Consider the following 24640-nt stretch of genomic DNA (forward strand, 5'->3'; position numbering starts at 1 on the left):
TAGGAATAACTATTTGTATTTCATGATGATTTTTCTGATTATATTTTTTTTGATACTCCTCTTGAGTTGTTCTTTTGCTAATAGGTAAAGAAATAGGTGATTCGTTTTAAAATATCGTATAAAGAGTCTTCTGGGCTCCTGTTTTAACCTGTACAACCATTCGAGGCTATTGGTTTGCATCCAAATTGGTGCACGTTTTTGCAATCCGATTAAGACAGGAAGGGCACCCCCAACCCCAATCATGATGGCATCAATTTTCCCTTGCATGGCATGCATCCATTTTTCCTGTTTGGGGCAACCGAGGATGACGAAGATGATATTTGCACCTGAGGATGAAATATTCTGTGCTATTTCATCCATTTCGAACTTGGTTAATTCCCGGAATGGTGGGGAGTAAGTACCTCCCAAGTTTAAATTCGGATATGTGACAGTAAGGTAATCCGTTGTTTTCGCAAGCATCGCTTGTGTTCCACCATAAAAATACACGTTCAGGTGATGTCTTTCGGCTTCGGAAAGAAGTACTGGTAGTAAACTCATTCCATCTACCCTTTCTTGAGTTTGCCGATGCAATAACCCGAAGCTTTTAGCAACTGGCATACCATCTGGTGTGACCAGAAATGCACTGTTTACAACCTTTTTAAAAAACAATGATTGATAAGCTTCTAATATCATATGAACATTAGCTAAGCAAACATAACAAGAGACTTTTTGTATGGCTTGTTGTATGATAGCGCTTACAAATTGTTTATAAGTGCCATAGGATACATTGATTGAAATAATTCTCCTTTTTGGAAGTGCTTGATCCATAACTTTAAGAATTAATGTTCTATATACAGTCCTTACGTCGTATTCTATAGACTTTGGTCCTAATTGTTATTTATGGTTCAGAAGTGCGGATGCTATGGGCACATATAGTAATAGGAGTTATTATTCATATCCACTAATTAACTATTTTCATTAATGCCAAAGGATTTTCGCACAACATATAATATGCTAAGATTTAATTGCTTTAATTTAAACGATGTAATGTGGTGTAAATATATTCATTTACCACTCTGTTTTTGATTATTTTGATAAAAAATGTTTTTTTGTGTAAAAAAGTGTTACCATATTTTGCTTAATTGAAATTATTTAGGAAAAAACCGCCCATTTTATTTGTCTTTTTTAATTTAATAGGGTGTGTTTGCTAAGAAAAGGGCTTTTGCTACGGAAAAATGGGGTCATCACCGGAGAATTTGTAACAAAACACAAAAAAAAAGCACTAAATTAATTGTGAAAATTAATTTAGTGCTTTTTAGAAGTCCTAATACTAATATTTATGGTTATTCCGAAGCTGATTGTTGCTTATAGTTTGTACTTGAGATCTTGCACGTATTGCGACAAGCGGTTTGCTGTCGTATTTGGGGGTACGAGATGATCAGTGCTTCAATGGGAAGCTGATATGGTGGGTTTTAGTTTTTCTCGATGTTTAAGGGTCTCAACCTCGCCTAAGTTCCTCATAGATGCCAATCAGTCTTTTTTGAAGGCTGCTGAGTTCTTCTTCGCGTTCCTGAAGTTTGTCTCTTAATTTTTGCAGCTCTCCTGAATTCGCAGCAGGGGCAGTGCTACCGTCTTCCTGAAGAATACCCGCTGCGGTAATGCCAAACAGCGTAGCAATCTGCGTGAGCCTGGAAATGTTGATATCAGTTATTCCTGTCTCGATTTTCGAAAATGCCGGAACAGAAATATTTAACTGGGCTGCCACTTGGCTTTGGCTCCAGCCTTTCTTTTGACGAAGACGACGAATGTTTTTACCGATGTATTTCATGTTATAAATTTAATTAATTTTTATAACTACAAATGCGGTGGTCAGCGGCTTATGTTGAATTTGTGCAGGAGGTGAGATTAATACACAGTACCCCGTTAACAGTTGCTTGTTAACGGGATTAGGTGTCATTTAGTGTGTGTGTGTGTAACAGAGAAGGTTTACTTTTTGGTAACTTCTTCGTAAAGATCAATCAGTTTACGTTGAAGATTGCTAACCGTTTCTTCTTTTTCCTGGATCTTTGCTTTTAACATGGCGGCTTCGTTGTGAAGGGCTTCCTGAGGGTTTTCTCCCTCGTCATAAAGGATGTCTAAAATAGAAACACCGAAGATATCAGCTAGTTGCTTTAGCCTTGACATATTGATGTCTGTCGGTCCTGTTTCTATTTTAGAAAATGCCGGCACCGAAACCTGTACCTTTTCTGCGATCTGAACTAATGTCCAGCCTTTTTTCTGGCGTAATCGACGGATGTTTTTACCTACGTTGTTCATTTGGTGTAATTAAAAAAGTTCTACGTTTTTGTTAATTCATTGTGTGTTTTATGCTTTTAGTAAATTACTAGAATCATAAGTTAAAGGTAGGAGAAATTTTCATCTATTTATAGAATAAATTGTGCAAATACTTATTTCACGTATTTCTCACCTTGTGCAAGTCGATTTTTAATTTATGATTAAATTGTGAAAAATTTGTAACAAACTGGTAATCAATTTAAAGTGGGGGTTGTGTGTTGTGTTGATTTATATGCTCAGTGAGTAAAAAAAAATTATGTGATGAGTAAAAAAGATGTTACTTGAAGCCGCATTTTTAGCAAATAGCGCTTTAATTTTTTTTTTCGTTATGTTCTTTAAATTAATACTCAATTTGGAACAGGTAAATGGTGCATATTTTAAAAAAGATATTCATCTACATATTTTTTCTACATTTACGTTGGATTAACAAACTCATCAACTAATTGATATTGAATAATGTGTGGAATAGTAGGATACATAGGCCATAGACAAGCATGGCCGCTAGTGATTAAAGGCTTAAAAAGATTAGAATATCGCGGTTATGATAGTGCAGGCGTAGCATTATTGAATGCGGGGGAGATGAAAATTTTAAAAAAGGCAGGGAAAGTTCAGGAATTGGAAAACTTTGCAGTAGGCAAAGACCTGGATGGCACCATAGGCATTGGCCATACCCGCTGGGCAACCCATGGCGCGCCCTCTGATCGCAATTCCCATCCGCATACTTCAAACAATGGCCAGCTAGCGATTATCCACAATGGGATTATTGAAAACTATGCCACCATAAAAACAGAATTGCTGCGTCGTGGACACAAATTTAATAGTGATACCGATACTGAGGTATTAATTCATTTGATTGAAGAAATTTATAAAAGTCATAGTATTGATTTATTGGAAGCAGTTCGCCTGGCTTTACATGAAGTAAACGGCGCTTATGCCATCGTCATTATGGATAAGGAAAACCCCGATCAATTAATTGCGGCACGTAAAGGAAGTCCAATGGTAATTGGTGTGGGTGATGGCGAGTATTTTATTGCCTCGGATGCTACTCCGATAATAGAATATACCAAAAATGTAATTTACATGAACGACAATGAAATTGCCTTAATTAAAAGGGATGAATTGTTGATTAAACGTTTAGACAACGTTGTACAAACCCCTTATGTTCAGGAACTGGAAATGCAGTTGGAGATGTTGGAAAAAGGGGGCTACGAGCATTTTATGCTTAAAGAAATTTATGAACAGCCCCGTTCGATTCGCGATTGTATGCGTGGAAGGATTTATCCGGAAGAGGGTGAAGTTCGATTGGGCGGAATTAAAGAATATGCTGAAAAGCTTAAAAATATAGACCGTATAATTATTGTAGCTTGTGGTACTTCATGGCATGCAGGTTTAGTAGGGGAGTACTTAATTGAAGAATATGCAAGGATTCCTGTAGAAGTGGAATATGCTTCTGAATTCAGGTATAGAAATCCGATTATTACCGAAAAAGATGTTGTGATAGCCATATCTCAGTCTGGTGAAACAGCAGACACCATGGCGGCAATTGAAATGGCTAAAGAAAAAGGAGCAACTATTTTCGGGGTTTGTAATGTGGTGGGTTCTTCCATTCCACGGATTACACATGCCGGTGTTTATACACATGCCGGTCCTGAGATTGGTGTTGCCTCTACTAAAGCTTTTACTGCCCAGGTGACGGTTTTAATTCAGATGGCTTTTTACATGGCGCAGCAAAAGGGCACCATGACGAAATCGCAATTGGTAGAGCTGTTAACTGAAATGGATAATATCCCGGCGAAAATTGAAAAAGCATTGGAGTCAGATACCATAATTAAAGAAATAGCTAACAAATTTAAAGATTCAAGAAATTGCTTGTTTTTGGGTCGTGGAAGCGGTTTTCCGGTGGCCCTGGAAGGTGCTTTAAAATTGAAAGAAATATCGTATATCCACGCAGAAGGTTATCCTGCCGCGGAAATGAAACATGGCCCGATTGCTTTAATTGATGAGGAAATGCCGGTTGTGGTGATCGCGACTAAAAATTCATCCTACGAAAAAGTGATCAGCAATATTCAGGAAGTTAAAGCCCGTAAAGGCCAGGTGATTGCCATTGTTACTGAGGGAGATACCGAAGTAAAAAGAATGGCCGATTACTGTATTGAAATACCTGATGCAAGTGAAGCTTTCCTGCCATTACTCGCTACCATTCCATTGCAATTGTTATCGTACCACATTGCCGTGTTAAGGGGGTGTAACGTAGATCAACCACGAAACCTGGCTAAATCTGTAACCGTAGAATAATATGGAAATAATTCTCGCGATTATTTGTAAAATAAGCGTGGGAATTATTTTATATTTTTAACTTTACAGCAACCAAGGTTACCTTATAAACTAACTTATGATGGAATTTCCGCTTTCTGATTGGGAGACCAGACGCCTCGCAGCACTGTATAACCTGGAAATTCTCGATACCAAAGAAGAAACGGATTTCGACAATATTGTTGCTTTGGCTGTCCAGCTTTCTGATTGGCCCATTGCCTCCATTGGTTTTATTGACCGCTACAGAACCTGGATAAAATCGGCTATTGGTTTGGAATCTAATGCCGTACCTACCCACCAGGCGTATAAAGAGGCTATTTTAAAAACTCCGCACCCGGTGGTGATTCATGACGCGGCAATTGATCCATGTTCTACTGATCATCCTTTTGTGTTGGGTGAACCGAAAGTTCGGGCTGTAGCTATCTTTCCGCTAACGAACAACGAAGGCTATACGCTCGGTCATTTAACAGTAGCCGACACCAAACCTGGGGCCTTAACTGAAAAGCAATATAAAGCGATGGAGATGCTTACCCAGCAGATCCTAAGTTTATTGAACCTCCGCCTGAGCATTATAAAAATGCGCCAGATGGAAACCCAGAGCAAAAAAATCATTGATCAGATTAGTCCGGTGTTTAACAATGCCATTGATGCTGTAATTGTTTCGAGCGATGCGGGCAGGATTCTGCAATGGAACACACGTGCCGAAGAGTTGTTTGGCTGGACGGCAGAAGAAGCTATGGGAAAGGCCATTCATGAACTGCTCATCCCTGAAGAGAACTATCCGTTGTTCTGGGAGCATTTCCGGGCACTATTAGCCAACGAGAAAGATTCGACAGGCAGCCGCTACGACATGACCGTTAAACGTAAGGATGGCACGTTACGTACCATTGACATGGGTGTTTCTTCGGCTTACATTGATGGAGAACGCTTGTTTATTGGCTTTGCCCGTGATATTACCGAAAGCAGGCAAATTTCACGTGAGCTGGCCCTGCAGAAAAGTTTTTACGAAAACATATTAAATAAAATACCAACTGATATTGCTGTTTTTGACGCAGATCACCGCTATTTGTTTGTTAACCCTTTCGCGATAGCGAATCCGGAACTTCGGGAATATATTATTGGGAAAGACGATTTTGAATATGCAGCCTATCGCAACCGCGACAATAGCCTGGCTATACAGCGGCGCGCTAAATTTTTAAAGGCTAAAATTACTGGCAAGTCCATTGCCTGGGAAGACCAGGGCATGAATGCTGACGGGGAGCTGATTACGCACCTGAGAAATTTCTATCCCATCCATGATGAATATGGCCGGCTGTCTTTAGTGATTGGTTACGGGGTAGATATTACCGATCGTAAGGAAATGGAAGAGAAACAGAATGTGCTGGTAGAACGTTTATCATTCCAGAATACACAGCTCTTTGATTTCTGCAATATTGTTACCCATAACCTCAGGGGCCCGCTGAACAACATGTCGATGTTAATTGAAATGATTCGCAACAGTAACGACTGGGATGAACAACAGGAGATGGTAGCGAAACTGCAGCCGCTAATTGAAAGCCTGAGCCTCACTTTTAACCAGCTTGTAGAAACCATACAGATTAAACAGGACCTGGAAATTAAATCGGAAAGGGTTAACCTGGAAGTTTGTTTGAAGAAAACGATGGAGGGTTTGGAAATGGAAGTCAAAAAAGCCATGGCCCGCATTGTGATCGATTGTGCGCAAGCACCAGAGCTGAACTTTCCACCGAAATATATAGACAGTATCTTTCATAATTTGATTAGCAATGCCTTAAAATACAGGTCTTCAAACCGCCGTCTGGTGATTCGCATTACGACGCAACAGGTTGGAAGTAGTATTTTCCTATCGGTAGAGGACAACGGGCTTGGCATTGACCTGAAAAAATACAGGGAACAAGTATTTAAAATTGGCAAAGTGTTCCACAACCATTCTAATGCGAAAGGTTTAGGCTTATACATGACCAAAACGCAGGTGGAAATGATGGGTGGTTCGATCCAGGTGGAAAGCGAGGTGGATAAAGGTTCGAAATTTACCATTGAATTTATAAATCAGGAAGACTTTGCCGACTCGGCAGTTTAACAATACATATACATGTTTGACCAGAATACAATCAATTTAGATATCCTAAAAAAAAGGGCTTTCAATTTGCGTTGGGCCACGGTGCCGGAAGGGGTAATTCCCTTAACGGCTGCAGATCCGGATTTTCCAAGTGCACCTGAGATAGCTGAAGCCATCATTCGTTTTACTAAAGACCGCTACCTGTCTTATGGGCCGCCAGCTGGCTTGCCTGAGTTTAAAGAGGGTGTAGCGCGTTTTTTCCAGGAAAAAAGAAATATTCCGGCTAACCCGGAGTGGTTGTTTCCGGTAGACAGTGCCGCTTTTGGTATTTACCTGATTTGCAAGACTTTTTTGAAACCAGGTGATGAAGCCCTGATTTTTGATCCGGTTGATTTTCTTTTTCGCTACTCCACAGAAGCTGTAGGAGGCAAGGCGGTAACTTTTGCTATTCCTCCCGGCACGGATTCGCTAGATTTTGACAAGCTGGAAGCACTGATTACGCCTCGTACAAAATTGCTTTGTTTGTGTAACCCTTTGAACCCTACGGGAAAGGTGTTTACGCGGGAAGAACTGTTGAAGTTCGGTGAAATTGCCATTAAACATGACCTTGTTATCCTTTCAGACGAGATTTGGAGTGATATTATTTTTGCCCCGCATGTATTTACAAGCATTGCTTCTCTAAATGAAGAGATCAGGCAACGTACAATAACCGTAACTGGTTACAGTAAATCGTATGGTTTGGCGGGTTTGCGTATTGGTACCGTAATGGCTTCAAATGCAACACACTATTCGATGTTGTTTGAGGCTTCCTTACACCAGTCAACTATTCATGGAGCCAACGTTTTATCGCAAATTGCAGCTACAACCGCTTTAAACGATTGCCAGGGTTACCTGGATGGTTTTGTAGCACACCTGCAGGAAATGAGGGATTTGACGGTTCGTCTGTTAAATGAAACCAATGGTTTCCATTGTATAGCACCTGAGGGATGTTATGTGGCTTTTGCCAACATTAAGGCCACGGGTAAAAGTAGTTTGGAGATTAGGGATATCTTGTTTAATGAAGCTCGGGTGGCCGTGGTGCCTGGGCAAAAGGAATGGTTTGGCGAAGGGGCAGAGGGCTACATCCGCCTTTGCTTCTCCACTACCCGCCCGATTTTAGAAGATGCTTTGTTACGTATAAAAAATACAATCAACAACCGATGAAGGTCGTAATCATTGGAGCGGGTATAGCAGGACTAACCCTGGCCTTGTATTTGGAAAAATATGATATAGAGGTGGTGATTAATGAGCGTGTTGCCGGAACACCTGGTGGTGGCCATGCTTTTTTAATGCACCACGATGGCCTGTGCATTCTGGAGGAGCTGGCTACAGGTGAATCTTCATCGCTGCCGGGTAAGCTTGTAGAAAAGTTTTGCTTATTGCGCCCTGAGGGGGAAGTGTTACAACAACTGCAACTCGAAGCCTGGCATTGCATGAAACGATCGGAACTGACTACCTTTTTGTATAGTTTGTTAAAAAATGGTGTGCAAGAGCAACGGGTTTTCTCGCATTTTGTTTATGAACGTGGAAAAGCTGTTGCTGCGGTGTTCGAAAACGGGGACCGCGAGGAAGGTGACATTTTTATCGGTGCAGATGGAGGTTACTCCAGGGTACGCACCGAAGTATTAGGTCCGGTGGATTTTAAAGCAGGCCGGGTTAAGGAGGTGGTGGGAATTTCACGACAGGCTGATATTGCCTTGAAATATGCTGGCATATTCAATAAATTTCAAAAGTCGTACCGTGGGCTTGCTTTTGGCATGATTCCTACTTCGGAAGAGGAACTGGTGTGGTTTATACAGTATGATCCTTCTGTTGCGGAACCCACAGATAGTAAACCAGAAACGCTGAAGGCATTCTGTGCTGATTTGCTGCATGATTTCCCGCAAGAGGTGCAACAGGTATTACAGGGTAATGATTTTGAGAAAACTTATTTATGGAATACCCGTGATTTTGACCTTCTGCCTAAATTTCACCATCAAAATGTAATTGTAATTGGTGATGCTGCACATTTAGCTTTGCCTTTTACCAGTGCAGGTACCACCAATGCTTTAGTGGATGCCAAAACTTTAGCGGAACTGCTTCGTTCGGGGCAACCCTACGAACAGGTCTTTGACGAGTTTTATAAACAACGTGCTGCATCGGTAGCTAAACACCTTGAATTTGGCCGTAAACTCAGGGATGTTTTCCTGGATCCTGTTACTTATGCCGGCCAGGCTGCTACGATACCGTTAATATAAGCGTTCTGGCATCATTTTTCTTGTTTAAATTGTAGATTTGTACAGATTAAATGATTGACGATGAGCGGAATGGTGAAAACAGGTGTAATTAGGGCAACAAAGGGAAAGGTGATTTTAGCCCTTACCCTGGCTTGTTTTGCCCTGTTTATGGCCTGGGCAGTGAGCAGGGTTGCTTTTAAAGAGATGCTCGATACGGTGGAAAATATCACTTCGCCAAATGAACGCCTGCGTATTGTTAATGAGCTTTCCAGAAATATTGCCCGTTTAGACCAGTCGCAGAAGAACCTGGTCTTCAATGAACCTCGTAAATATAATTCGTTTTTTAAGGAATCACTCCAGTTACGTAAAGACCTGGATACCTTGGGTATGCTCTACAGTGCTGATACGGTACAATTGGAACGCATTGCTTCGATTAAGAAACTGCTGAGGGTGCGTGATCAACAGTTTGTAGATTATTTAAAAATAAGGGAAAGACTGGTAAATGACCGATCTTTTTCATTGCAGCTGGAGAAGTTTAACAACATGGTGGATAAAACTGCTGCTGCTGCCGACAGCACAGTAGTGACTTCGGAACGCCGTACGACCACCACTACGGTAATCCCCTCTGATGATAAACCCCGGAGTCTGTTTAGTAAGATCTTTGGAACGGGCAAAAAGAAAGCAGAAGAGGATATGGCTTCAGCGTTTCGCATTACCAATGAGGAGAATGTAACCCGGGATACCATTGCCTTGTCTACCGATGGAAAAATAGTGGAAGGGGTGGAGAAGTCGCTAAGGGCGATGCAACGCGCTCAACAACAAAAAAGCCGCACTTTTGTGGCCCGCGAAGCGGTATTGGCAAAGGCCAATAATGTGTTGACCACCCAGATGCTCGATATTTTGAAGAAAGTAGAGCAGGAGGCGGTTTCTGAAATTGAGCAAAGCAGTATACAGGCAAAGAAAGTGGTGAATACCGGGATCAAACAGATTACCATTATTATGGTGGTGTTTTTTCTGCTGATGGTGTTGTTGCTATTTTTGATTCTGACCGATATTACACGTAGTAACCGCTACCGCAAGGAACTGGAAGAGGCCACTGAAAAGGCTGAATACCATGGCAAGGCGAAACAGCGTTTCCTGGCCAACATGAGCCATGAGATTCGTACGCCCTTGCAATCTATTATTGGTTATGCCGAGATTATCCGTAACCAGGACCACCCGGATCCTAAAGACATTAACGCGATTTATGACTCTTCAGAGCACCTGCTCCAGATCGTTAACGAAATTCTTGATTATAACCGCCTGATTTCAGGTAAGTTTACCTTTACCGACCAGGTGTTTAACATCCGCCAGTTGTTGGAGGAAGTAGTGAAGATTGTGACCCCACAGGCTGAACGTAAATCGTTGCGTTTGAAAACATCGTTTGAGCTAGACCATGTGAATTATTTGCAGGGTGATCCTTTCCGCCTGAAACAGATCTTGTTTAACTTGTTAAGCAACGCCATTAAATTTACCCTGGCAGGTGAAGTGGAGTTATGTGCTTTCTTTAAACGCCAGGGCGATAACCTCCATTTTACTTTTCGCGTGAAAGATACAGGTATCGGCTTGACAGAAGAGGAGAGTACGCAGATATTTAATGAATTTGAACAGGCTGACGCGCCTGAACAGACTGAAGTGAACCAAACAGGCGCCGGACTTGGATTAACGATTGTAAAGGCCCTGGTAGAGAACCAGGGTGGCCGTATTTATGTAAAGAGTAAAAAAGGCCAGGGCAGTAACTTCACATTTTTCCTAACGTTTAAAGTGGCCGAAACGCCGGAATTGGTGGTTGACGAAAAAAGTGAACGTTTACAGCTTCACGAGCGTAAGGTATGGGTAGTAGACGATGACCAGTTGATCCTGGATCTTTGCAGCCTCCTCTTTAAAAAACATGGCATAACCTATACTTGTTTTAATTCGCCTCAGGAGATGTTGAATGAAACTGTGGATCCTGAGGTAGGAATCGTGTTAATGGATATTCGTATGCCAAAAATGTCGGGCCTTGACTTGTGTAAAGCCATGCGACAGAAGGTAGCTGCCCATGTAAAAATATTTGCGATGACCGCACAGGTGATGCCCGAAGAAAAGGAACATCTGTTAGCGGGTGGTTTTGATGGTATTGTAGCCAAGCCGTTCAGGGAACAGGAGTTGCTTGAGATTTTTGAAGGGCACGAGGAGATCGGTACTACCAGGAGGAATGCTAATGATGCAACGCAGGAAAGTAATTTGACGGCGCAACCTTCGCCGCCTTTAGAACCTATATTCTTTGACCCGAGTTACCTGGAAAAAATGACCTTCGGTGATCAGGAGCAGTTTGACAAAATACTGAACCGCTTTTACCTCGATTGCCAGAATGACCAGCAAGAGTTATTGGAGAGCCTGAAAAAAGGAAATTATGATCATGTGTCGCTGCTTTTACATCGGTTGGCCGGGCGTTTAGCACAAATGGGCAGTCGAGACCTTGCCACTTCTTTCAGGTTATTGGAAATTGAGGTGGATGCAAGTCTTGATGCCGCAGAAGAGGATGAACTTGATGAGATGCAAAAAACACGTATTGTGGAATTGTGTAACCAGCTGCAACGCCTTACTTATTCGATCTCGTAGCGTTCCATTTTACTGTACAAAGTCTTCCGGTCGATATTAAGCAACTTCGCTGCGCGCGACTTGTTGTATTTTACCTTGACCAGTGTTTCCATGATTAGCGCCTTTTCGTTTACCTCATTGATGGCTTTTAAGTCGGAACCCTGGCTTTTGTCGCCCCGGTTTACTGCCAGAATCATTTCATCGGGCAGGGAACTGACTTCAGCGGTGTCGGAAGGGCTTAAAAGTACCATGCGTTTAATTACATTACGCAGTTCGCGAAGGTTTCCTGGCCAATCATATTTCTTCAGTAAAGCTTTTGCTGCAGGTGCAATATGCTGTACATTGCGGTCCAGTTGCTGGTTGCTTAGGTCAACGAAATGGTTAATAAACAGGTCAATATCTTCACCGCGGTCGCGTAATGCGGGAAGTTGTATTTTAAATTCATTTAAGCGGTGGTAAAGGTCTTCCCTGAAGGCGCCTTTGCTTACACTATTTAATAAATCGTCGTTGGTTGCTGCGATGAGTCGTACGTCAACAGGAATGTTTTTCGTACTGCCCAAGGGTTGTATTACCCTTTCCTGTAGTGCGCGCAATAATTTGACCTGTACTTCGTAACTTAGGTTTCCTACTTCATCTAAAAACAAAGTTCCGCCGTCTGCAGCCTCAAACTGGCCTTTTTTATCGCTTAAAGCCCCGGTAAAGGCACCTTTGGCATGGCCGAAAAGTTCGCTTGCTGCAAGGTCTTTGGACAAGGCACCACAGTCTATGGCCACGAATGGCTTGTTTTTTCTTTTACTTTGCAGGTGTAAGGTACGTGCCGCATATTCTTTACCTGTACCACTTTCCCCTTGTATCACAACCGACATATCGGTTGGGGCCACCAGGCTAATGTGCTCATACAATTTTTCTGCGGTTTCACTGGAGCCTTTAATGGTGTCGGCGTGTTGTTGTTGGTTTTTCGGACTTTCGACTTTAGGTTTGCTTAAGGCATTTTCAATCAGCATCAACAGCTCGTCTGGATTAACCGGTTTGGTGATGTAGTCAAAAGCACCCATGCGAATGGATTTAACAGCTGTACGGACATCGTTAAAGCTGGTCATGATAATGACAGGAACAGTAGTCCCTTGTTCGCGAACCTGGGTTAATACATCGAGGCCGGTGCCGTCAGGAAGGCGGTAATCAACTAATAACAGATCATAACGCTCCTGTGCTAATAGTTTTAAGCTTTTCTTCACATCATTTGCCAAATGAGGCTGGTGGTTGTGTTTTTGAAGAAAGCCTTCTAATATCTGGGAGAACGTTAAATCATCTTCTATTATCAGTATTTTTGCCATAGGTTATCTTTCGTATCCCTACAAAAATACAAAAGCCGGAACGATATCCGGCTTTTGTGGTGTTTTTATTAAAATTATTATGGGGCTTATTGAACGACAACTCCGTCTTTACCAATGTTTAAGGATCCAGTTTCTTCACCTTTTTTAACATCTATTTGGTAGTACTCTGATTTGTTGGCTAACGTTACTAAGTGAGCCGCAGTTGGAACCCATTCTTTATAAGCATCTGACTGTAATGTTGCTTTCACTGCATCAGGAAGTTCTTCAACTTTTACAGGTGTTTTAGTAGTACTGTCTTGAACTAAGGTAGTTACTGGAGCGTTTACTTCGTTTGCTTGAACTGAAGCGATTCCTGCGAAAGCTAAAAATGCTGCTGATAAAATGATCTTTTTCATAACTATTTAATTTTTGTGTTTAGTATTCTTGTTATATGTTAAGTATGATTACATAATGATGCCAAGAACTACAATTTTGTTAAATAGCTGATTTATAAGAGATAGGCATTGTGCCATATTTTTTAAGGTGTGGAAAAGTTCCACACCTTGTGGTTTTAAGAAGCGATGCTGGAGGTTGTTATGCCTACAGCGATAGATTTTGCAGCTTTAATGATGGCAGCGGTGTCAAAGCCACAGATAGACCATAGCTCGGCCTGCTCGCCATGTTCAATGAATTCATCAGGGATTCCTAAGCGGATAACGGTGGCCTGGTAACCATTTTCGGCCATAAATTCAAGGATTGCGGAACCCATGCCGCCTGGCAGACATCCGTCTTCTACTGTAATTATTTTTTTATAGCGCTTGAAAACTTCATGTAAGAGCTCTTCATCCAATGGTTTAACAAAACGCATATCGTAGTGTGCGGGGTGTATTCCCTCACTGTTTAATTCTTTACAAGCAGCTACTGCAAAATTACCGACGTGTCCGATAGTTAAAAAGGCAAGATCTTCACCGTCGCATATTTTGCGGCCTTTGCCTATTTTTAGTTCTTTTAAAGGACGTTTCCAATCAGGCATAACACCTGTGCCCCTTGGGTAACGGATAGAAAAAGGACCCTGATCTTTCAATTGCGCAGTATACATGAGGTTGCGTAACTCTTCTTCATTCATGGGGGCCGAAACCGTCATGTTAGGAATGCAACGCATATAGGCAATATCATAGGCACCATGGTGAGTTGCACCATCTGCACCGGCTAAACCACCTCTGTCTAAACAAAAGACAACATTGAGGTTTTGGATTGCTACATCGTGAATAACCTGGTCAAATGCCCTTTGCATAAAACTAGAATAGATATTGCAAAAAGGTACAAGACCCTGGGAGGCTAGTCCGGCCGAAAAGGTTACTGCATGCTGTTCTGCAATACCTACATCAAATGCCCGTTTAGGCATGGCTTTCATCATGATGTTCATAGAGGAGCCTGAGGGCATAGCTGGCGTAATACCAACAATGTTTTGGTTGGTTTCTGCCAATTCAACGAGCGTATGGCCAAAAACATCCTGGTATTTTGGAGGCTGTGGTTTTTCGTTAACGCTTTTTTTAATTTCGCCGGTAATCTTATCGAATAAACCGGGTGCATGCCATTTGGTCTGGTCTTTTTCTGCCAGGGCAAAACCCTTGCCTTTTACCGTAACACAGTGTAATAATTTAGGGCCAGGAATGGCACTCAGGTCTTTTATAATGGAAGCCAGTTTTTTAACATCGTGCCCGTCAACCGGACCGAAATACCTGAAATTAAGGGCTTCAAATAAATTGCTTTGTTTAAGTAATGTACCTTTAATGCTCTTTTCAATCTTCTTCACAAACTTATGGGCATTGGGCCCAAGTTCCGAAAGTTTAATTAAGGCATTGGATACATCGTCGCGGAAGCGGTTGTAAGATTTTGAGGTGGTAATGCTCGTCAGGTATTCTTTTAAGGCACCTACATTCGGGTCGATCGACATACAGTTGTCGTTCAGGATCACCAGGAGGTTAGAGTTTTCTATACCTGCATGGTTCAAGCCTTCAAATGCCAAACCTGCGGTCATGGCGCCATCGCCAATAACGGCCACGTGCTGGCGGTCTGTCTCTCCTTTATATTGTGAAGCTACTGCCATACCTAATGCAGCAGAAATAGAAGTAGAAGAGTGGCCTACACCAAAGGTATCGTATTCACTTTCACTTATTTTTGGGAAACCACTGATGCCATGAAGTAAGCGGTTGGTGTGGAAAACGGATTTCCGACCGGTTAGTATTTTGTGGCCGTAGGCCTGGTGACCTACATCCCATACCAGTTTATCATAAGGGGTATTGAGTGCGTAATGTAAAGCGACGGTGAGCTCTACCACACCCAGACTTGCGCCGAAATGACCTCCATTTACACTTACCACATCTATAATATACTGTCGAAGTTCTTTGCAAATTTGCTCCAGGTCTTCCTCCTTATATTGTTTAAGGTCAGCTGGATAGTTGATGTTTGGTAGCAATGGACCCTTTTTATCTTCCATAGGTTATAATCGAATATACAAAGTAAGGTATTTTGTTTAATATTATCAGAATAATTTGGCACAGAGGGATAACAATCGCGGAATAAGATTGTTAGAAAGAATATTTTAGCTAATTTTACACCTTAGGAATAAATCAGGCTTTAGCCTGATTGGCCTGAAAGGAATATTATAAAAACATATAAATGAAACGTGATACCTTAATTTTTGATCTGATTGGAAAGGAATTAGATCGTCAGGAAAATGGCTTGGAATTGATTGCTTCTGAGAACTTTGTAAGTAAACAGGTAATGGAAGCTGCAGGCTCGGTTTTAACAAATAAATATGCAGAAGGCCTGCCAGGCAAACGTTACTATGGCGGTTGTGAAGTAGTAGATCAGGTTGAAGATATAGCGATAGCACGTGCAAAAGAGCTTTTTGGTGCTGCATGGGTAAATGTACAGCCACACTCTGGTGCACAGGCCAATGCGGCAGTGTTATTAGGTGTACTTCAGGCAGGTGATAAGATATTAGGTTTCGACCTGGCTCATGGTGGTCACTTAACACATGGCTCTCCGGTTAATTTTTCTGGAAAATTATACCAGCCTTTGTTTTACGGTGTAAAAAAGGAAGATGGTCTGATTGACTATGCAAAGCTGGAGGAAATCGCATTGGCAGAACGTCCGAAATTGATCATTTGCGGTGCTTCTGCTTATTCCAGAGAATGGGATTATGCATTTATCCGTAGTGTAGCTGATAAAATTGGCGCTTTAGTGTTAGCTGATATTTCTCACCCTGCAGGCATGATTGCCCGTGGTTTATTGAATGATCCGCTTCCACACTGTCATATTGTAACGACCACTACACATAAAACATTACGTGGCCCACGTGGTGGAATGATCATGATGGGAAAAGATTTCGAAAACCCATTTGGTTTGAAAACACCTAAAGGGGAAATCAGAATGATGTCTTCTGTATTGGACATGGCTGTTTTTCCTGGAACACAAGGTGGTCCTTTAGAACACATTATTGCCGCTAAAGCCATTGCTTTTGGTGAAGCGTTAAGCGATGAGTATTTCGACTACATCAAACAAGTGAAAGAGAATGCACAGGCTATGGCTGCTGCTTTTGTAGCTAAAGGTTATGGAATTATTTCCGGAGGTACCGACAATCACCTGATGCTGATCGATCTTCGCAATAAGAACATTACCGGTAAAGCTGCAGAAAACGCCCTTGGCGAAGCAGACATTACTGTAAATAAAAATATGGTGCCTTTTGATGATAAATCACCTTTTGTAACCTCGGGGATCCGTGTAGGTACTGCGGCTATTACAACCAGGGGATTCAAAGAAGCACATATGACTGTAATTGTTGACCTGATTGATCGTGTGCTAACCAACCCTGATGACGCTGCTAATTTAGCTGCTGTTAAGCAAGAAGTTTTAGCATTGGCGGCGCAGTTTCCACTTTACAAATAGATATTATAAATTTTAAAAATTCCAAAGGTTGTCAGAAAAAATACTTATCAGGATAGAACACCATGAACCAGTTTGATAACCTGTGCAAACTAGCTGCCCTGATATGTAAGTCGCCCCGGGCCATTATTGTTTTAAAAATTGATGGTCAGCTGGTGTTAAAGGCATCCTTTGGAATTATTTCGCATGATTATAAAGCCGACCGCGACTATACCCTGTCTTCGGCGGTGATGGATGGTGATGGTTATTTTGAAATTACCAACATGTTGGCCGACGGCCGTTTTCTAAATCATCCATATGTAATCGCTGAGCCATTTATACGTAGTTATTTCGGCGTTCCATTGGTTGATGAACAGGGCCAAAAAATTGGTGCGATCTGTGTATCAGATAGTGTTCCGAAATCAATGAATGAAGATCAGAAAGCGTCTCTGGTTATTCTCGCTCATGAAGTCATCACCCATATTTCTTTAAAAAGACGCGAACAGGAACTTGAAACCCAGCATAAACGCTTAAAGGAGCTGGTATCCATATCCTCTATTTCTCCTGAGATTCATGCCATACTCGACTTTTCGGGCAAAATAATCTTTGCCAACCAGGCCGTGACGAAGCTTTTGGAATATACAATGGAGGAGGCAACCCAGACCTCTATTTGGCATGTATGCCATCCTGAAGACCTAACGTATGTTAAAAATCACCTGGAGAATGGATTAAGGGCAAAAAAGAAAGACTTCCAGCTGGATTTCCGGATCATCAGTAAATCGGGTATTGTGAGTCTTTTTAGTTGGAACATGGTGGTGCGGGAAGATCGCTGGTATACTTACGGACGTGACATTACAGAGCGTAAACGCGTTGAAAATACGCTCACTAATCTTTCATTTGTTGCAAGTAAAGTGAATAACGCCATTGTAATCAATGATGCCAATAACCATGTTACCTGGGTAAACGAGGCTTTTGAAAAGATAACAGGGTATACCCTCGAGGATTTAAAAGGCAGGAGGCTGGGGGATTTGATTTCCGGCCCGAAAACAGATGTCAGCTTAATTGAAGAGGCAAGGGAATTAAATAAAAGAAATGAGAGTTTTACAATTGACCTTTTAGCTTATAGAAAGGATAAAAAGCCCATATGGGTCTCTATTTATAATACGTTGATTTTGAATGATGAGGGTAACCCGACAACTGAGGTGGAAATTATCATTGATATTACGGATAAAAAAATAGCAGAGCAGGAGATGATGGAAGCCAAAGAACAGGCTTTACAATTAAGCGAAGCCAAAGAAATGTTTCTGTCGGTGATGAGTCATGAGATCAGAACACCTCTTAATGCTATACTCGGCATTACGCATCTGCTGATGGAAAATAACCCCAGGGAATGTCAGCTTAATGACCTTAATATCCTTAAATTTTCAGGCGAAAACCTCTTGAATATCGTTAATGACATTCTTGATTTTACTAAAATGGAAACCGGAAATTTACAATTGGAATCGGTTCCTTTTAGCTTGCGGAATTTAGTAAATGACATTCTCACTTCTTTACAGGTGAGCGTAGCAAAAAAGAATAATGTGCTGAGACTTAGTTATGATGAGCGCATTCCGGATAGGATTTTAGGTGATAAAACCAGGCTTTACCAGGTATTGATGAATTTGTTGGGTAATGCCATCAAATTTACCGAAAATGGCGAGGTGATGCTGCTGATAAAAATGCTGTCAGATAGTGAGCATGAAGTGGTATTGTATTTTGAAATTAGTGATACAGGTATAGGGATTGCCTGGGAGAAGCAAAAATATGTATTTGAGTCTTTTACGCAGGCAGAATCAGATATCTCCAGGAAATATGGCGGTACAGGTTTAGGGCTGGCCATTACCAAAAAGTTACTGAACATTTTCGGTTCGGAAATTATACTGAGTAGTGCTGAAGGCCAGGGGTCTATCTTCTCCTTCCATATTGCTTTTGATAAAATACCGGTGCTTAATCAGGCTTCAGTTTCGGAAGAAGTCTACCCCTTGGTTTTTGAAGGGAAGCGCATATTGATTGTAGACGATAATGAAATTAATGTATTGATTGCTAAACGTATTCTGGGTAAATGGGGCCTGACCGTGGATGTTGCTGGTAGTGGTAGGGAAGCTATTGAAAAAGTAAAAAACGCGATCTATGACCTGGTTTTTATGGATGTGAAAATGCCTGATATGGATGGTTTCGAAACCACTGGGCTGATCCGTAAAATGGAAGGTGATTACTTTAAGACTTTACCAATTATAGCTTTAACAGCATCATCTTTAGATGATGAATTCAGCCGTTATAAAGAAAGTAGCATGAATGGACATTTAATGAAACCCCTGAATCCGGGAGCATTTAAGAACCTCTTACTTGAATTCTTTGTAATAGACCAGTTATAAGAAAATTACCTTGTATAGATGCTTATAAACGAAGAAAGAGCCGACACTTCCTAGGAAATGCCGACTCTTAAATTAACGCTCTCGGAACAAAGAAACATATTTATTTTGAATTGGCCTAATTTATTTTAAAATTGTTGCGACGCTTTTCAGGAAAAGGTTTAATTGAATTTTTAACTCGTTATTTTATAGGCATTTGTGAGTGCAACAGTTGCGTATTTTTTTTACTGCAATTATGCAGTAAATGCTGCGGCAGCTACACTGATCTTAAAAGGTTGATGCTGCAGGAGGGCCTGGACACAGGCCTCGAGCGTAGCGCCGGTGGTGATCACATCATCTACTAATAACACATGTTTATTCGGAATAACCTGGGGTTGTTTTACGATAAACGCCTGCTGCAGGTTTTCAAACCTATTATACCTGTCTTTTTTTGTTTGCGTAGCGGTGGAAATGCTGCGATACAAGATGTTGTTGTTAAATGTGGTGTTTAATGATTCTGCGATGCCCCTGGCAATATAATCGCTTTGGTTGTATCCTCTACATCTTTCCCGCCTGGGATGCAGCGGCACGGGCAGCAACAGGTCTATACCTGAGTACGCCTCACTTTGCAATAGCCGCAGGCCTATGGCTCTTCCTAAAAACACACCTATCTCGGGCTGGTCTTTATATTTTAAATGATGGATAAGGTTTTGGGTACGTCCGCCCTTGGTAAAATACAGTAGCGCCATGGCCGCATTCAAGGGTACTCGTCCCCAGAACTGTTTAGCTAAGGCGTTTTCCGGATATAGGTGAAAATCCGTATACGGCAATTGATATGCACAGGAAACACATATTTCCTTTTCCCCTTGTTTACGTAATTTATTACATCCTGGACATAACCTGGGATACAACAGGTTAAAGAAATCTGTTATAGGGTTGTTAAAGAATAGCTGCATGAGCTAACTTAGCTCTTTTACAGCTAATTGTCCGCATGCAGCATCGATATCTTTTCCTCGACTTCTTCTGATGTTGGTGTTTATGCCCTGGCTTTTCAAATAATTGGAGAAGGCATCGATTTTATCGCCTTCGGCATTAACGAAATCGGCAAACTGTATTGGGTTATACTCTATTAGGTTAACTTTGCAGGGAACATGCTTACAGAATTTAGCCAGCTCTTTTGCATCTTCAATTTCATCATTGAAGTGATTGAATACAATGTATTCGTAAGTAACAGGGTTTTTAGTTTTAGAGAAATAATATTTGAGGGCTTCTGCCAGTGCGGTTAATGAGTTATGTTCCGTTATGGGCATAATCTCGTTTCGCTTGACGTCGTTAGCCGCATGAAGGGAAAGGGCAAGGTTAAATTTTACGCCATCGTCGCCTAGTTTTTTGATCATTTTTGCAATACCGGCAGTAGAAACGGTGATCCGTTTAGAGGCCATATTCAAGCCATCTGGCGATGTGATTCGTTCGATGGATTTTAGCACATTAGCATAGTTAAGCAGGGGTTCGCCCATACCCATGTATACAATATTGGTTAAGGGTACATTGTAATTTTTCTTGGCCTGTTGATCGATCAGAACCACCTGGTCATATATTTCGTCAGCGTTCAGGTTTCGTTTGCGGTCCATATAACCAGTTGCACAGAATTTGCAGGTTAAGCTGCAACCCACTTGTGAACTTACACAGGCCGTCATACGGTCGGCAAGTGGTATTAATACCCCCTCCACAATGTTGCCATCATAAAGTCTGAACGCGCTTTTAATGGTGTGGTCGTTACTTATTTGTGAACTGTTGACTTCGACAACATTGATGGCGAAATGCTCATCTAACTTCCGACGCAGGTCCTTACTGAGGTTACTCATCTCGGCAAAGGTGCGTGCAGATTTTTCCCACAGCCATTGGTAAACCTGCTTAGCACGGTAAGAAGGTTCTTTTATAGCGCTAAAATGCTGTTGTAATTGTGTTAAATCAAGCGCTCGTATGTCTGTTTTTTTGGTAGTTGCCATTTGGGTGCAAAGTTACCAAAATAATGTAAGTATTTTTATAATGGCTTTGTAATCAATTTTATCGTTGTTTACGGCTCCCACTTTTGCCTGGCACACCCGGTTTTCCATGGGATGGCCTTACTGGTCTTTTTGCAGGCCCATTGGTTTTATGCCAGTCGCCGCTCGCAGCCGCTGCACTTCTGCCAGCGTTTGCTGCACCTGGTTTTGGTTTGGCTGATCTGCCAGAGCTGGCTTTTGCTGCTGCAGCTGCCCGTCCTTTTGATCCTTTAACGAAGCTTCTTTTCTGCGCATCCTTACCTAAAATCTCCTCTAAGGCAGGTTTATCGCTTTTTGCCTTTTTAACTACGCGACGGGGTTCGGCACTTTTTTCAGAGCTTGATTTAGCGACCATTTTATTGATGACTTCCATTTCTTCTGGCGTCAATTCCCTAAATTCACCTAAAGGCAAGCCTTTTAAAGTGATGTTCATGATTCTGGTGCGTTCCAGCTTGGTGACTTCATACCCGAAGTATTCGCACATTCTTCTAATTTGTCTGTTAAGGCCTTGTATTAAGGTTATTTTGAAAATATAAGGTGTTTCTTTGACCACTTTACATTTTTTGGTCATTACGCCTAAAACGGGAACACCTTTAGACATCCCTTCCAGGAAGCTATCCGTAATGGGTTTATTTACAGTAACAATGTATTCTTTTTCATGTGCATTTCCCGCTCTTAGGATCTTATTAACAAGATCACCATTGTTAGTCAGAAATATGAGACCTTGCGAATCTTTATCTAAGCGACCGATTGGAAAAACCCTTTCACTGTAATTCACGTAATCAACAATATTGCTTTTTACACCTGGTTCGGTGGTGCTGGTAATGCCAACGGGTTTGTTAAAAGCGAGCAGAATGGAGTTTTCCGCTTGTTTAGGCTCAATGGTTTGACCATTAACCACTACAACATCTCCAAAAAGAACCTTATCGCCAATTTTGGCCTTTCTACCATTGATGAATACATTGCCCTGCTCGATATATCTGTCAGCAGCTCTTCTTGAGCACAAACCGCTTTCACTTATGTATTTATTTAATCTTGTATTGGTATCAGACATGGGATAATTTTAATATTGAATTTCTTTTTGCAAAGAAAAGCAATTTAAACCCTAATTTATTAAATATTTTAATAGGCTGGCTCCCTAACCTATAGTAAGACCTGATTATAGCTATGGAAATTAACTTCAGTAACCTGTACCCACGTCAGTTTACTGGAATGTATTAACTTGCAGCCATGTTACACTACCTTTCAGCATCGACAATATATCCGGTAAATTCAGCGCCCCTGGAAAATGGGGTAATCGCCCTGGAAAGTGATGGAACCATCCATTCATTAATGACAGCCGAAGCGGCCAGACATTTAGATCCCGACAAGATAACCTATTACGATGGATGCCTGATTCCCGGTATGGTCAATACCCACTGTCATCTCGAACTTTCGCATCTTTTTCGACGCATTCCTGAACATAAAGGCTTGCAGGCTTTTGTGCAGCAGGTAATCAAATACAGAGCTGCGCCTGATGCGGATGTTATTGAGGCCATGAAAAGGGCGGATAAGGAAATGTACGAGAACGGTATTGTGGCAGTAGGAGATATTTCTAATGTACTTATTTCTAAAGATATAAAGATGGAGAGTGGTATTTTATACCACACCTTTGTGGAAGTTCTTGGGTTTAATCCTGCCCAGGCCGCACAGGTAATGCAAGGAGCAATTAAGTTAAAAGAGGCTTTTGCACCCATGCGCGCATCAATAGTTCCACATGCGCCATACTCAGTATCTCCTGAATTATTTGCAGAGATTAAAAGATATAGTGAAACTACCGCTAACCTGATTAGTATGCATAATCAGGAAACCGCGGATGAGAACTTGTTTTTTGAAAAGAAACAAGGTGCTTTTTTAAAGTTGTATGAGTTTTTAGGATTGGATATTTCTTTCTTTCATGCAACAGGTAAAACTTCCCTTCAATCGGTATTACCTCAGTTGCCGGCTGAAAAAGCTTTACTGGTGCACAATACACTAACCAGCAATTCAGATATCGCCTTTGCGAAAGCAACGAATAATAACTTATTTTGGTGCCTTTGTGCAAATGCGAATTTATATATAGAAAACAGGTTGCCTGATGTGAAAGTATTGAAGGAAGCTGGAGTAAAAATTACCCTGGGTACAGATAGCCTGGCAAGCAATCACCAATTAAGTATTTTAGCCGAAATGAAAATCCTTCAGGAAAGTCAGCATTTATCTGGGGAGACACTTACTTTTGACGAGCTGCTGTTATGGGCAACGTTAAACGGTGCAGAGTTTCTTGGAATTACAGAAAAGTTTGGTTCGCTGGAGCCTGGTAAAAAGCCGGGTATCAATTTGGTAGAACACATGGAAGGCGGACGGTTGACTTCGGGAACGACCATTAAAAGATTAATATAAAACAGGATATAGATGGGCAACCGCATTACCGAATTATTTAATATTAGTTATCCAATTATACAAGCTGGAATGGTTTGGTGCAGTGGTTGGCGTTTGGCTTCGGCCGTTTCAAATGCAGGTGGTTTGGGTATTATCGGTGCTGGATCGATGTATCCGGAGGTGCTGCGGGATCATGTTCGCAAATGTAAAGCAGCAACATCTAAGCCTTTCGCGGTTAATGTGCCCTTAATGTATCCCCAGGTAAAGGACATTATGGATATCCTGGTGGAAGAGGGGGTAAAAATTATTTTCACATCTGCTGGAAACCCTGACACCTGGACAAGCTTCCTGAAGGAACACCAGATTACTGTGGTGCATGTGATTGCGAATACGAAGTTTGCACTAAAAGCAGAGGCCAGTGGGGTCGATGCCGTTGTTGCCGAGGGTTTTGAAGCAGGCGGGCATAATGGCAGGGAGGAAACTACAACCCTTTGTTTGGTTCCGTTAATTAAAAAGGCAGTGAAGATTCCGGTGATTGCTGCCGGGGGAATTGCCAGTGGGGCAGCTATGCTTGCCGCAATGGCTTTAGGTGCCGAAGGGGTGCAGGTAGGATCTGCATTTGCCGTGGCTGAAGAGTCTTCTGCTCATCAACATTTTAAGGAAAAGATTTTAGAGGCCAGGGAAGGGGATACACAGCTTAGGATGAAATTGCTTTTGCCAGTGCGTTTATTAAGCAATCCGTTTGCAGCTGCGGTAGCAAAGGCGGAAGCAGAAGGTGCCGATAAAAAGATGTTACTGGGATTATTAGGTCGTGCAAGAGCTAAAGCTGGTATGTTTGAAGGTGACCTGGAAGAAGGAGAACTGGAAATAGGGCAGGTATCGGCAAGTTTGACTAAAATTGCAGGCGCTAAGGCAATTCTGGAGCAGATATGGCACGAGTTTTTAGTGGAAAAGGAAAGAATTACCCAGCTTAGGTTTTAAGGTC

General features: G+C 41.7%; 18 protein-coding genes. 9 read left to right on the plus strand and 9 right to left on the minus strand.

The genetic code is table 11. From position 1 onward, the window contains the following. Window positions 1-9: 9 nt before the first annotated feature. From ACR2F3_RS06880 to ACR2F3_RS06890, 3 genes are all read right to left on the minus strand, one after another. Entirely contained in the window at window positions 10-807 is a 798-nt protein-coding gene (locus ACR2F3_RS06880; protein ID WP_432709243.1) for a WecB/TagA/CpsF family glycosyltransferase, read from the minus strand. 670 nt (window positions 808-1477) lie between these two features. After that, a complete protein-coding gene (locus ACR2F3_RS06885; protein ID WP_432709244.1) occupies window positions 1478-1807 on the minus strand; it encodes a helix-turn-helix domain-containing protein in 330 nt (109 codons plus the stop codon). Window positions 1808-1965: 158 nt separating this feature from the next. After that, window positions 1966-2295, minus strand: coding sequence for a helix-turn-helix domain-containing protein (locus tag ACR2F3_RS06890; RefSeq protein ID WP_432709245.1), 330 nt, complete (start codon window positions 2293-2295; stop codon window positions 1966-1968). A gap of 474 nt (window positions 2296-2769) precedes the next feature. Here ACR2F3_RS06890 and glmS point away from each other — a divergent pair, with 474 nt between their 5' ends. From glmS to ACR2F3_RS06915, 5 genes are all read left to right on the plus strand, one after another. Then, window positions 2770-4608 carry a glutamine--fructose-6-phosphate transaminase (isomerizing) gene (gene glmS / locus ACR2F3_RS06895; RefSeq protein WP_432709246.1) on the plus strand — a complete coding sequence of 613 codons (1839 nt, stop codon included), beginning with the start codon at window positions 2770-2772 and terminating at the stop codon, window positions 4606-4608. 97 nt (window positions 4609-4705) lie between these two features. After that, complete coding sequence (locus ACR2F3_RS06900) at window positions 4706-6724, plus strand: GAF domain-containing sensor histidine kinase (protein ID WP_432709247.1); 2019 nt, start codon at window positions 4706-4708, stop codon at window positions 6722-6724. Between the two features lie 12 nt (window positions 6725-6736). Beyond that, window positions 6737-7906, plus strand: coding sequence for a pyridoxal phosphate-dependent aminotransferase (locus tag ACR2F3_RS06905; protein ID WP_432709248.1), 1170 nt, complete (start codon window positions 6737-6739; stop codon window positions 7904-7906). Further along, window positions 7903-8979 carry an FAD-dependent oxidoreductase gene (locus ACR2F3_RS06910; protein ID WP_432709249.1) on the plus strand — a complete coding sequence of 359 codons (1077 nt, stop codon included), beginning with the start codon at window positions 7903-7905 and terminating at the stop codon, window positions 8977-8979. The genes ACR2F3_RS06905 and ACR2F3_RS06910 overlap by 4 nt, the downstream gene beginning before the upstream one ends. 60 nt (window positions 8980-9039) lie before the next feature. Further along, a complete protein-coding gene (locus tag ACR2F3_RS06915) occupies window positions 9040-11601 on the plus strand; it encodes an ATP-binding protein (RefSeq protein WP_432709250.1) in 2562 nt (853 codons plus the stop codon). Here ACR2F3_RS06915 and ACR2F3_RS06920 read toward each other — a convergent pair. The 3 genes from ACR2F3_RS06920 to dxs form a co-directional block, all read right to left on the minus strand. Continuing rightward, window positions 11586-12914 (minus strand): sigma-54-dependent transcriptional regulator, encoded by a 1329-nt coding sequence (locus tag ACR2F3_RS06920; RefSeq protein WP_432709251.1) that lies wholly within the window; start codon window positions 12912-12914, stop codon window positions 11586-11588. The two genes, ACR2F3_RS06915 and ACR2F3_RS06920, sit on opposite strands and share 16 nt — an antisense overlap. A gap of 86 nt (window positions 12915-13000) precedes the next feature. Next, a complete protein-coding gene (locus tag ACR2F3_RS06925) occupies window positions 13001-13309 on the minus strand; it encodes a hypothetical protein (protein WP_432709252.1) in 309 nt (102 codons plus the stop codon). A 155-nt stretch (window positions 13310-13464) separates the two neighbouring features. Beyond that, window positions 13465-15393, minus strand: coding sequence for a 1-deoxy-D-xylulose-5-phosphate synthase (dxs, locus tag ACR2F3_RS06930; RefSeq protein WP_432709253.1), 1929 nt, complete (start codon window positions 15391-15393; stop codon window positions 13465-13467). 182 nt (window positions 15394-15575) lie between these two features. On the opposite strand from dxs, the gene glyA reads away from it, so the two are divergent. Both glyA and ACR2F3_RS06940 read left to right on the plus strand, forming a co-directional pair. Beyond that, entirely contained in the window at window positions 15576-16847 is a 1272-nt protein-coding gene (gene glyA / locus ACR2F3_RS06935; protein ID WP_432709254.1) for a serine hydroxymethyltransferase, read from the plus strand. 62 nt (window positions 16848-16909) lie between these two features. Beyond that, entirely contained in the window at window positions 16910-19237 is a 2328-nt protein-coding gene (locus ACR2F3_RS06940; RefSeq protein ID WP_432709255.1) for a PAS domain S-box protein, read from the plus strand. 230 nt (window positions 19238-19467) lie between these two features. Here the strand turns inward: ACR2F3_RS06940 and ACR2F3_RS06945 are convergent, their stop codons facing one another. Genes ACR2F3_RS06945 through rluF form a run of 3 tightly spaced genes read right to left on the minus strand, consistent with a single transcriptional unit; the run spans window position 19468 to window position 22312 of the window. Next, window positions 19468-20169, minus strand: a complete 702-nt coding sequence (locus ACR2F3_RS06945) for a ComF family protein (protein ID WP_432709256.1) — start codon at window positions 20167-20169, stop codon at window positions 19468-19470. 3 nt (window positions 20170-20172) lie between these two features. Next, window positions 20173-21222, minus strand: a complete 1050-nt coding sequence (rlmN, locus tag ACR2F3_RS06950) for a 23S rRNA (adenine(2503)-C(2))-methyltransferase RlmN (protein WP_432709257.1) — start codon at window positions 21220-21222, stop codon at window positions 20173-20175. A 58-nt stretch (window positions 21223-21280) separates the two neighbouring features. Next, window positions 21281-22312 carry a 23S rRNA pseudouridine(2604) synthase RluF gene (rluF, locus tag ACR2F3_RS06955; RefSeq protein ID WP_432709258.1) on the minus strand — a complete coding sequence of 344 codons (1032 nt, stop codon included), beginning with the start codon at window positions 22310-22312 and terminating at the stop codon, window positions 21281-21283. Window positions 22313-22488: 176 nt separating this feature from the next. Here rluF and ACR2F3_RS06960 point away from each other — a divergent pair, with 176 nt between their 5' ends. Together ACR2F3_RS06960 and ACR2F3_RS06965 are read left to right on the plus strand one after the other, a co-directional pair. After that, the gene (locus tag ACR2F3_RS06960; protein WP_432709259.1) at window positions 22489-23676 is read left to right on the plus strand and encodes an amidohydrolase family protein; all 1188 of its coding nucleotides are present in this window, start codon (window positions 22489-22491) and stop codon (window positions 23674-23676) included. A gap of 12 nt (window positions 23677-23688) precedes the next feature. Then, window positions 23689-24636, plus strand: a complete 948-nt coding sequence (locus tag ACR2F3_RS06965; RefSeq protein ID WP_432709260.1) for an NAD(P)H-dependent flavin oxidoreductase — start codon at window positions 23689-23691, stop codon at window positions 24634-24636. The last annotated feature ends 4 nt before the right edge of the window (window positions 24637-24640 follow it).

This window comes from Pedobacter sp. (genome assembly GCF_045627485.1).
GTDB lineage: Bacteria > Bacteroidota > Bacteroidia > Sphingobacteriales > Sphingobacteriaceae > Pedobacter.

Bases quoted from the DNA above. Each gene is read 5' to 3' on its own strand.
- ACR2F3_RS06880 (WP_432709243.1), bottom strand. From the start codon at position 807: ATGGATCAAGCACTTCCAAAAAGGAGAATTATTTCAATCAATGTATCC.
- ACR2F3_RS06885 (WP_432709244.1), bottom strand. From the start codon at position 1,807: ATGAAATACATCGGTAAAAACATTCGTCGTCTTCGTCAAAAGAAAGGC.
- ACR2F3_RS06890 (WP_432709245.1), bottom strand. From the start codon at position 2,295: ATGAACAACGTAGGTAAAAACATCCGTCGATTACGCCAGAAAAAAGGC.
- glmS (WP_432709246.1), top strand. From the start codon at position 2,770: ATGTGTGGAATAGTAGGATACATAGGCCATAGACAAGCATGGCCGCTA.
- ACR2F3_RS06900 (WP_432709247.1), top strand. From the start codon at position 4,706: ATGATGGAATTTCCGCTTTCTGATTGGGAGACCAGACGCCTCGCAGCA.
- ACR2F3_RS06905 (WP_432709248.1), top strand. From the start codon at position 6,737: ATGTTTGACCAGAATACAATCAATTTAGATATCCTAAAAAAAAGGGCT.
- ACR2F3_RS06910 (WP_432709249.1), top strand. From the start codon at position 7,903: ATGAAGGTCGTAATCATTGGAGCGGGTATAGCAGGACTAACCCTGGCC.
- ACR2F3_RS06915 (WP_432709250.1), top strand. From the start codon at position 9,040: ATGAGCGGAATGGTGAAAACAGGTGTAATTAGGGCAACAAAGGGAAAG.
- ACR2F3_RS06920 (WP_432709251.1), bottom strand. From the start codon at position 12,914: ATGGCAAAAATACTGATAATAGAAGATGATTTAACGTTCTCCCAGATA.
- ACR2F3_RS06925 (WP_432709252.1), bottom strand. From the start codon at position 13,309: ATGAAAAAGATCATTTTATCAGCAGCATTTTTAGCTTTCGCAGGAATC.
- dxs (WP_432709253.1), bottom strand. From the start codon at position 15,393: ATGGAAGATAAAAAGGGTCCATTGCTACCAAACATCAACTATCCAGCT.
- glyA (WP_432709254.1), top strand. From the start codon at position 15,576: ATGAAACGTGATACCTTAATTTTTGATCTGATTGGAAAGGAATTAGAT.
- ACR2F3_RS06940 (WP_432709255.1), top strand. From the start codon at position 16,910: ATGAACCAGTTTGATAACCTGTGCAAACTAGCTGCCCTGATATGTAAG.
- ACR2F3_RS06945 (WP_432709256.1), bottom strand. From the start codon at position 20,169: ATGCAGCTATTCTTTAACAACCCTATAACAGATTTCTTTAACCTGTTG.
- rlmN (WP_432709257.1), bottom strand. From the start codon at position 21,222: ATGGCAACTACCAAAAAAACAGACATACGAGCGCTTGATTTAACACAA.
- rluF (WP_432709258.1), bottom strand. From the start codon at position 22,312: ATGTCTGATACCAATACAAGATTAAATAAATACATAAGTGAAAGCGGT.
- ACR2F3_RS06960 (WP_432709259.1), top strand. From the start codon at position 22,489: ATGTTACACTACCTTTCAGCATCGACAATATATCCGGTAAATTCAGCG.
- ACR2F3_RS06965 (WP_432709260.1), top strand. From the start codon at position 23,689: ATGGGCAACCGCATTACCGAATTATTTAATATTAGTTATCCAATTATA.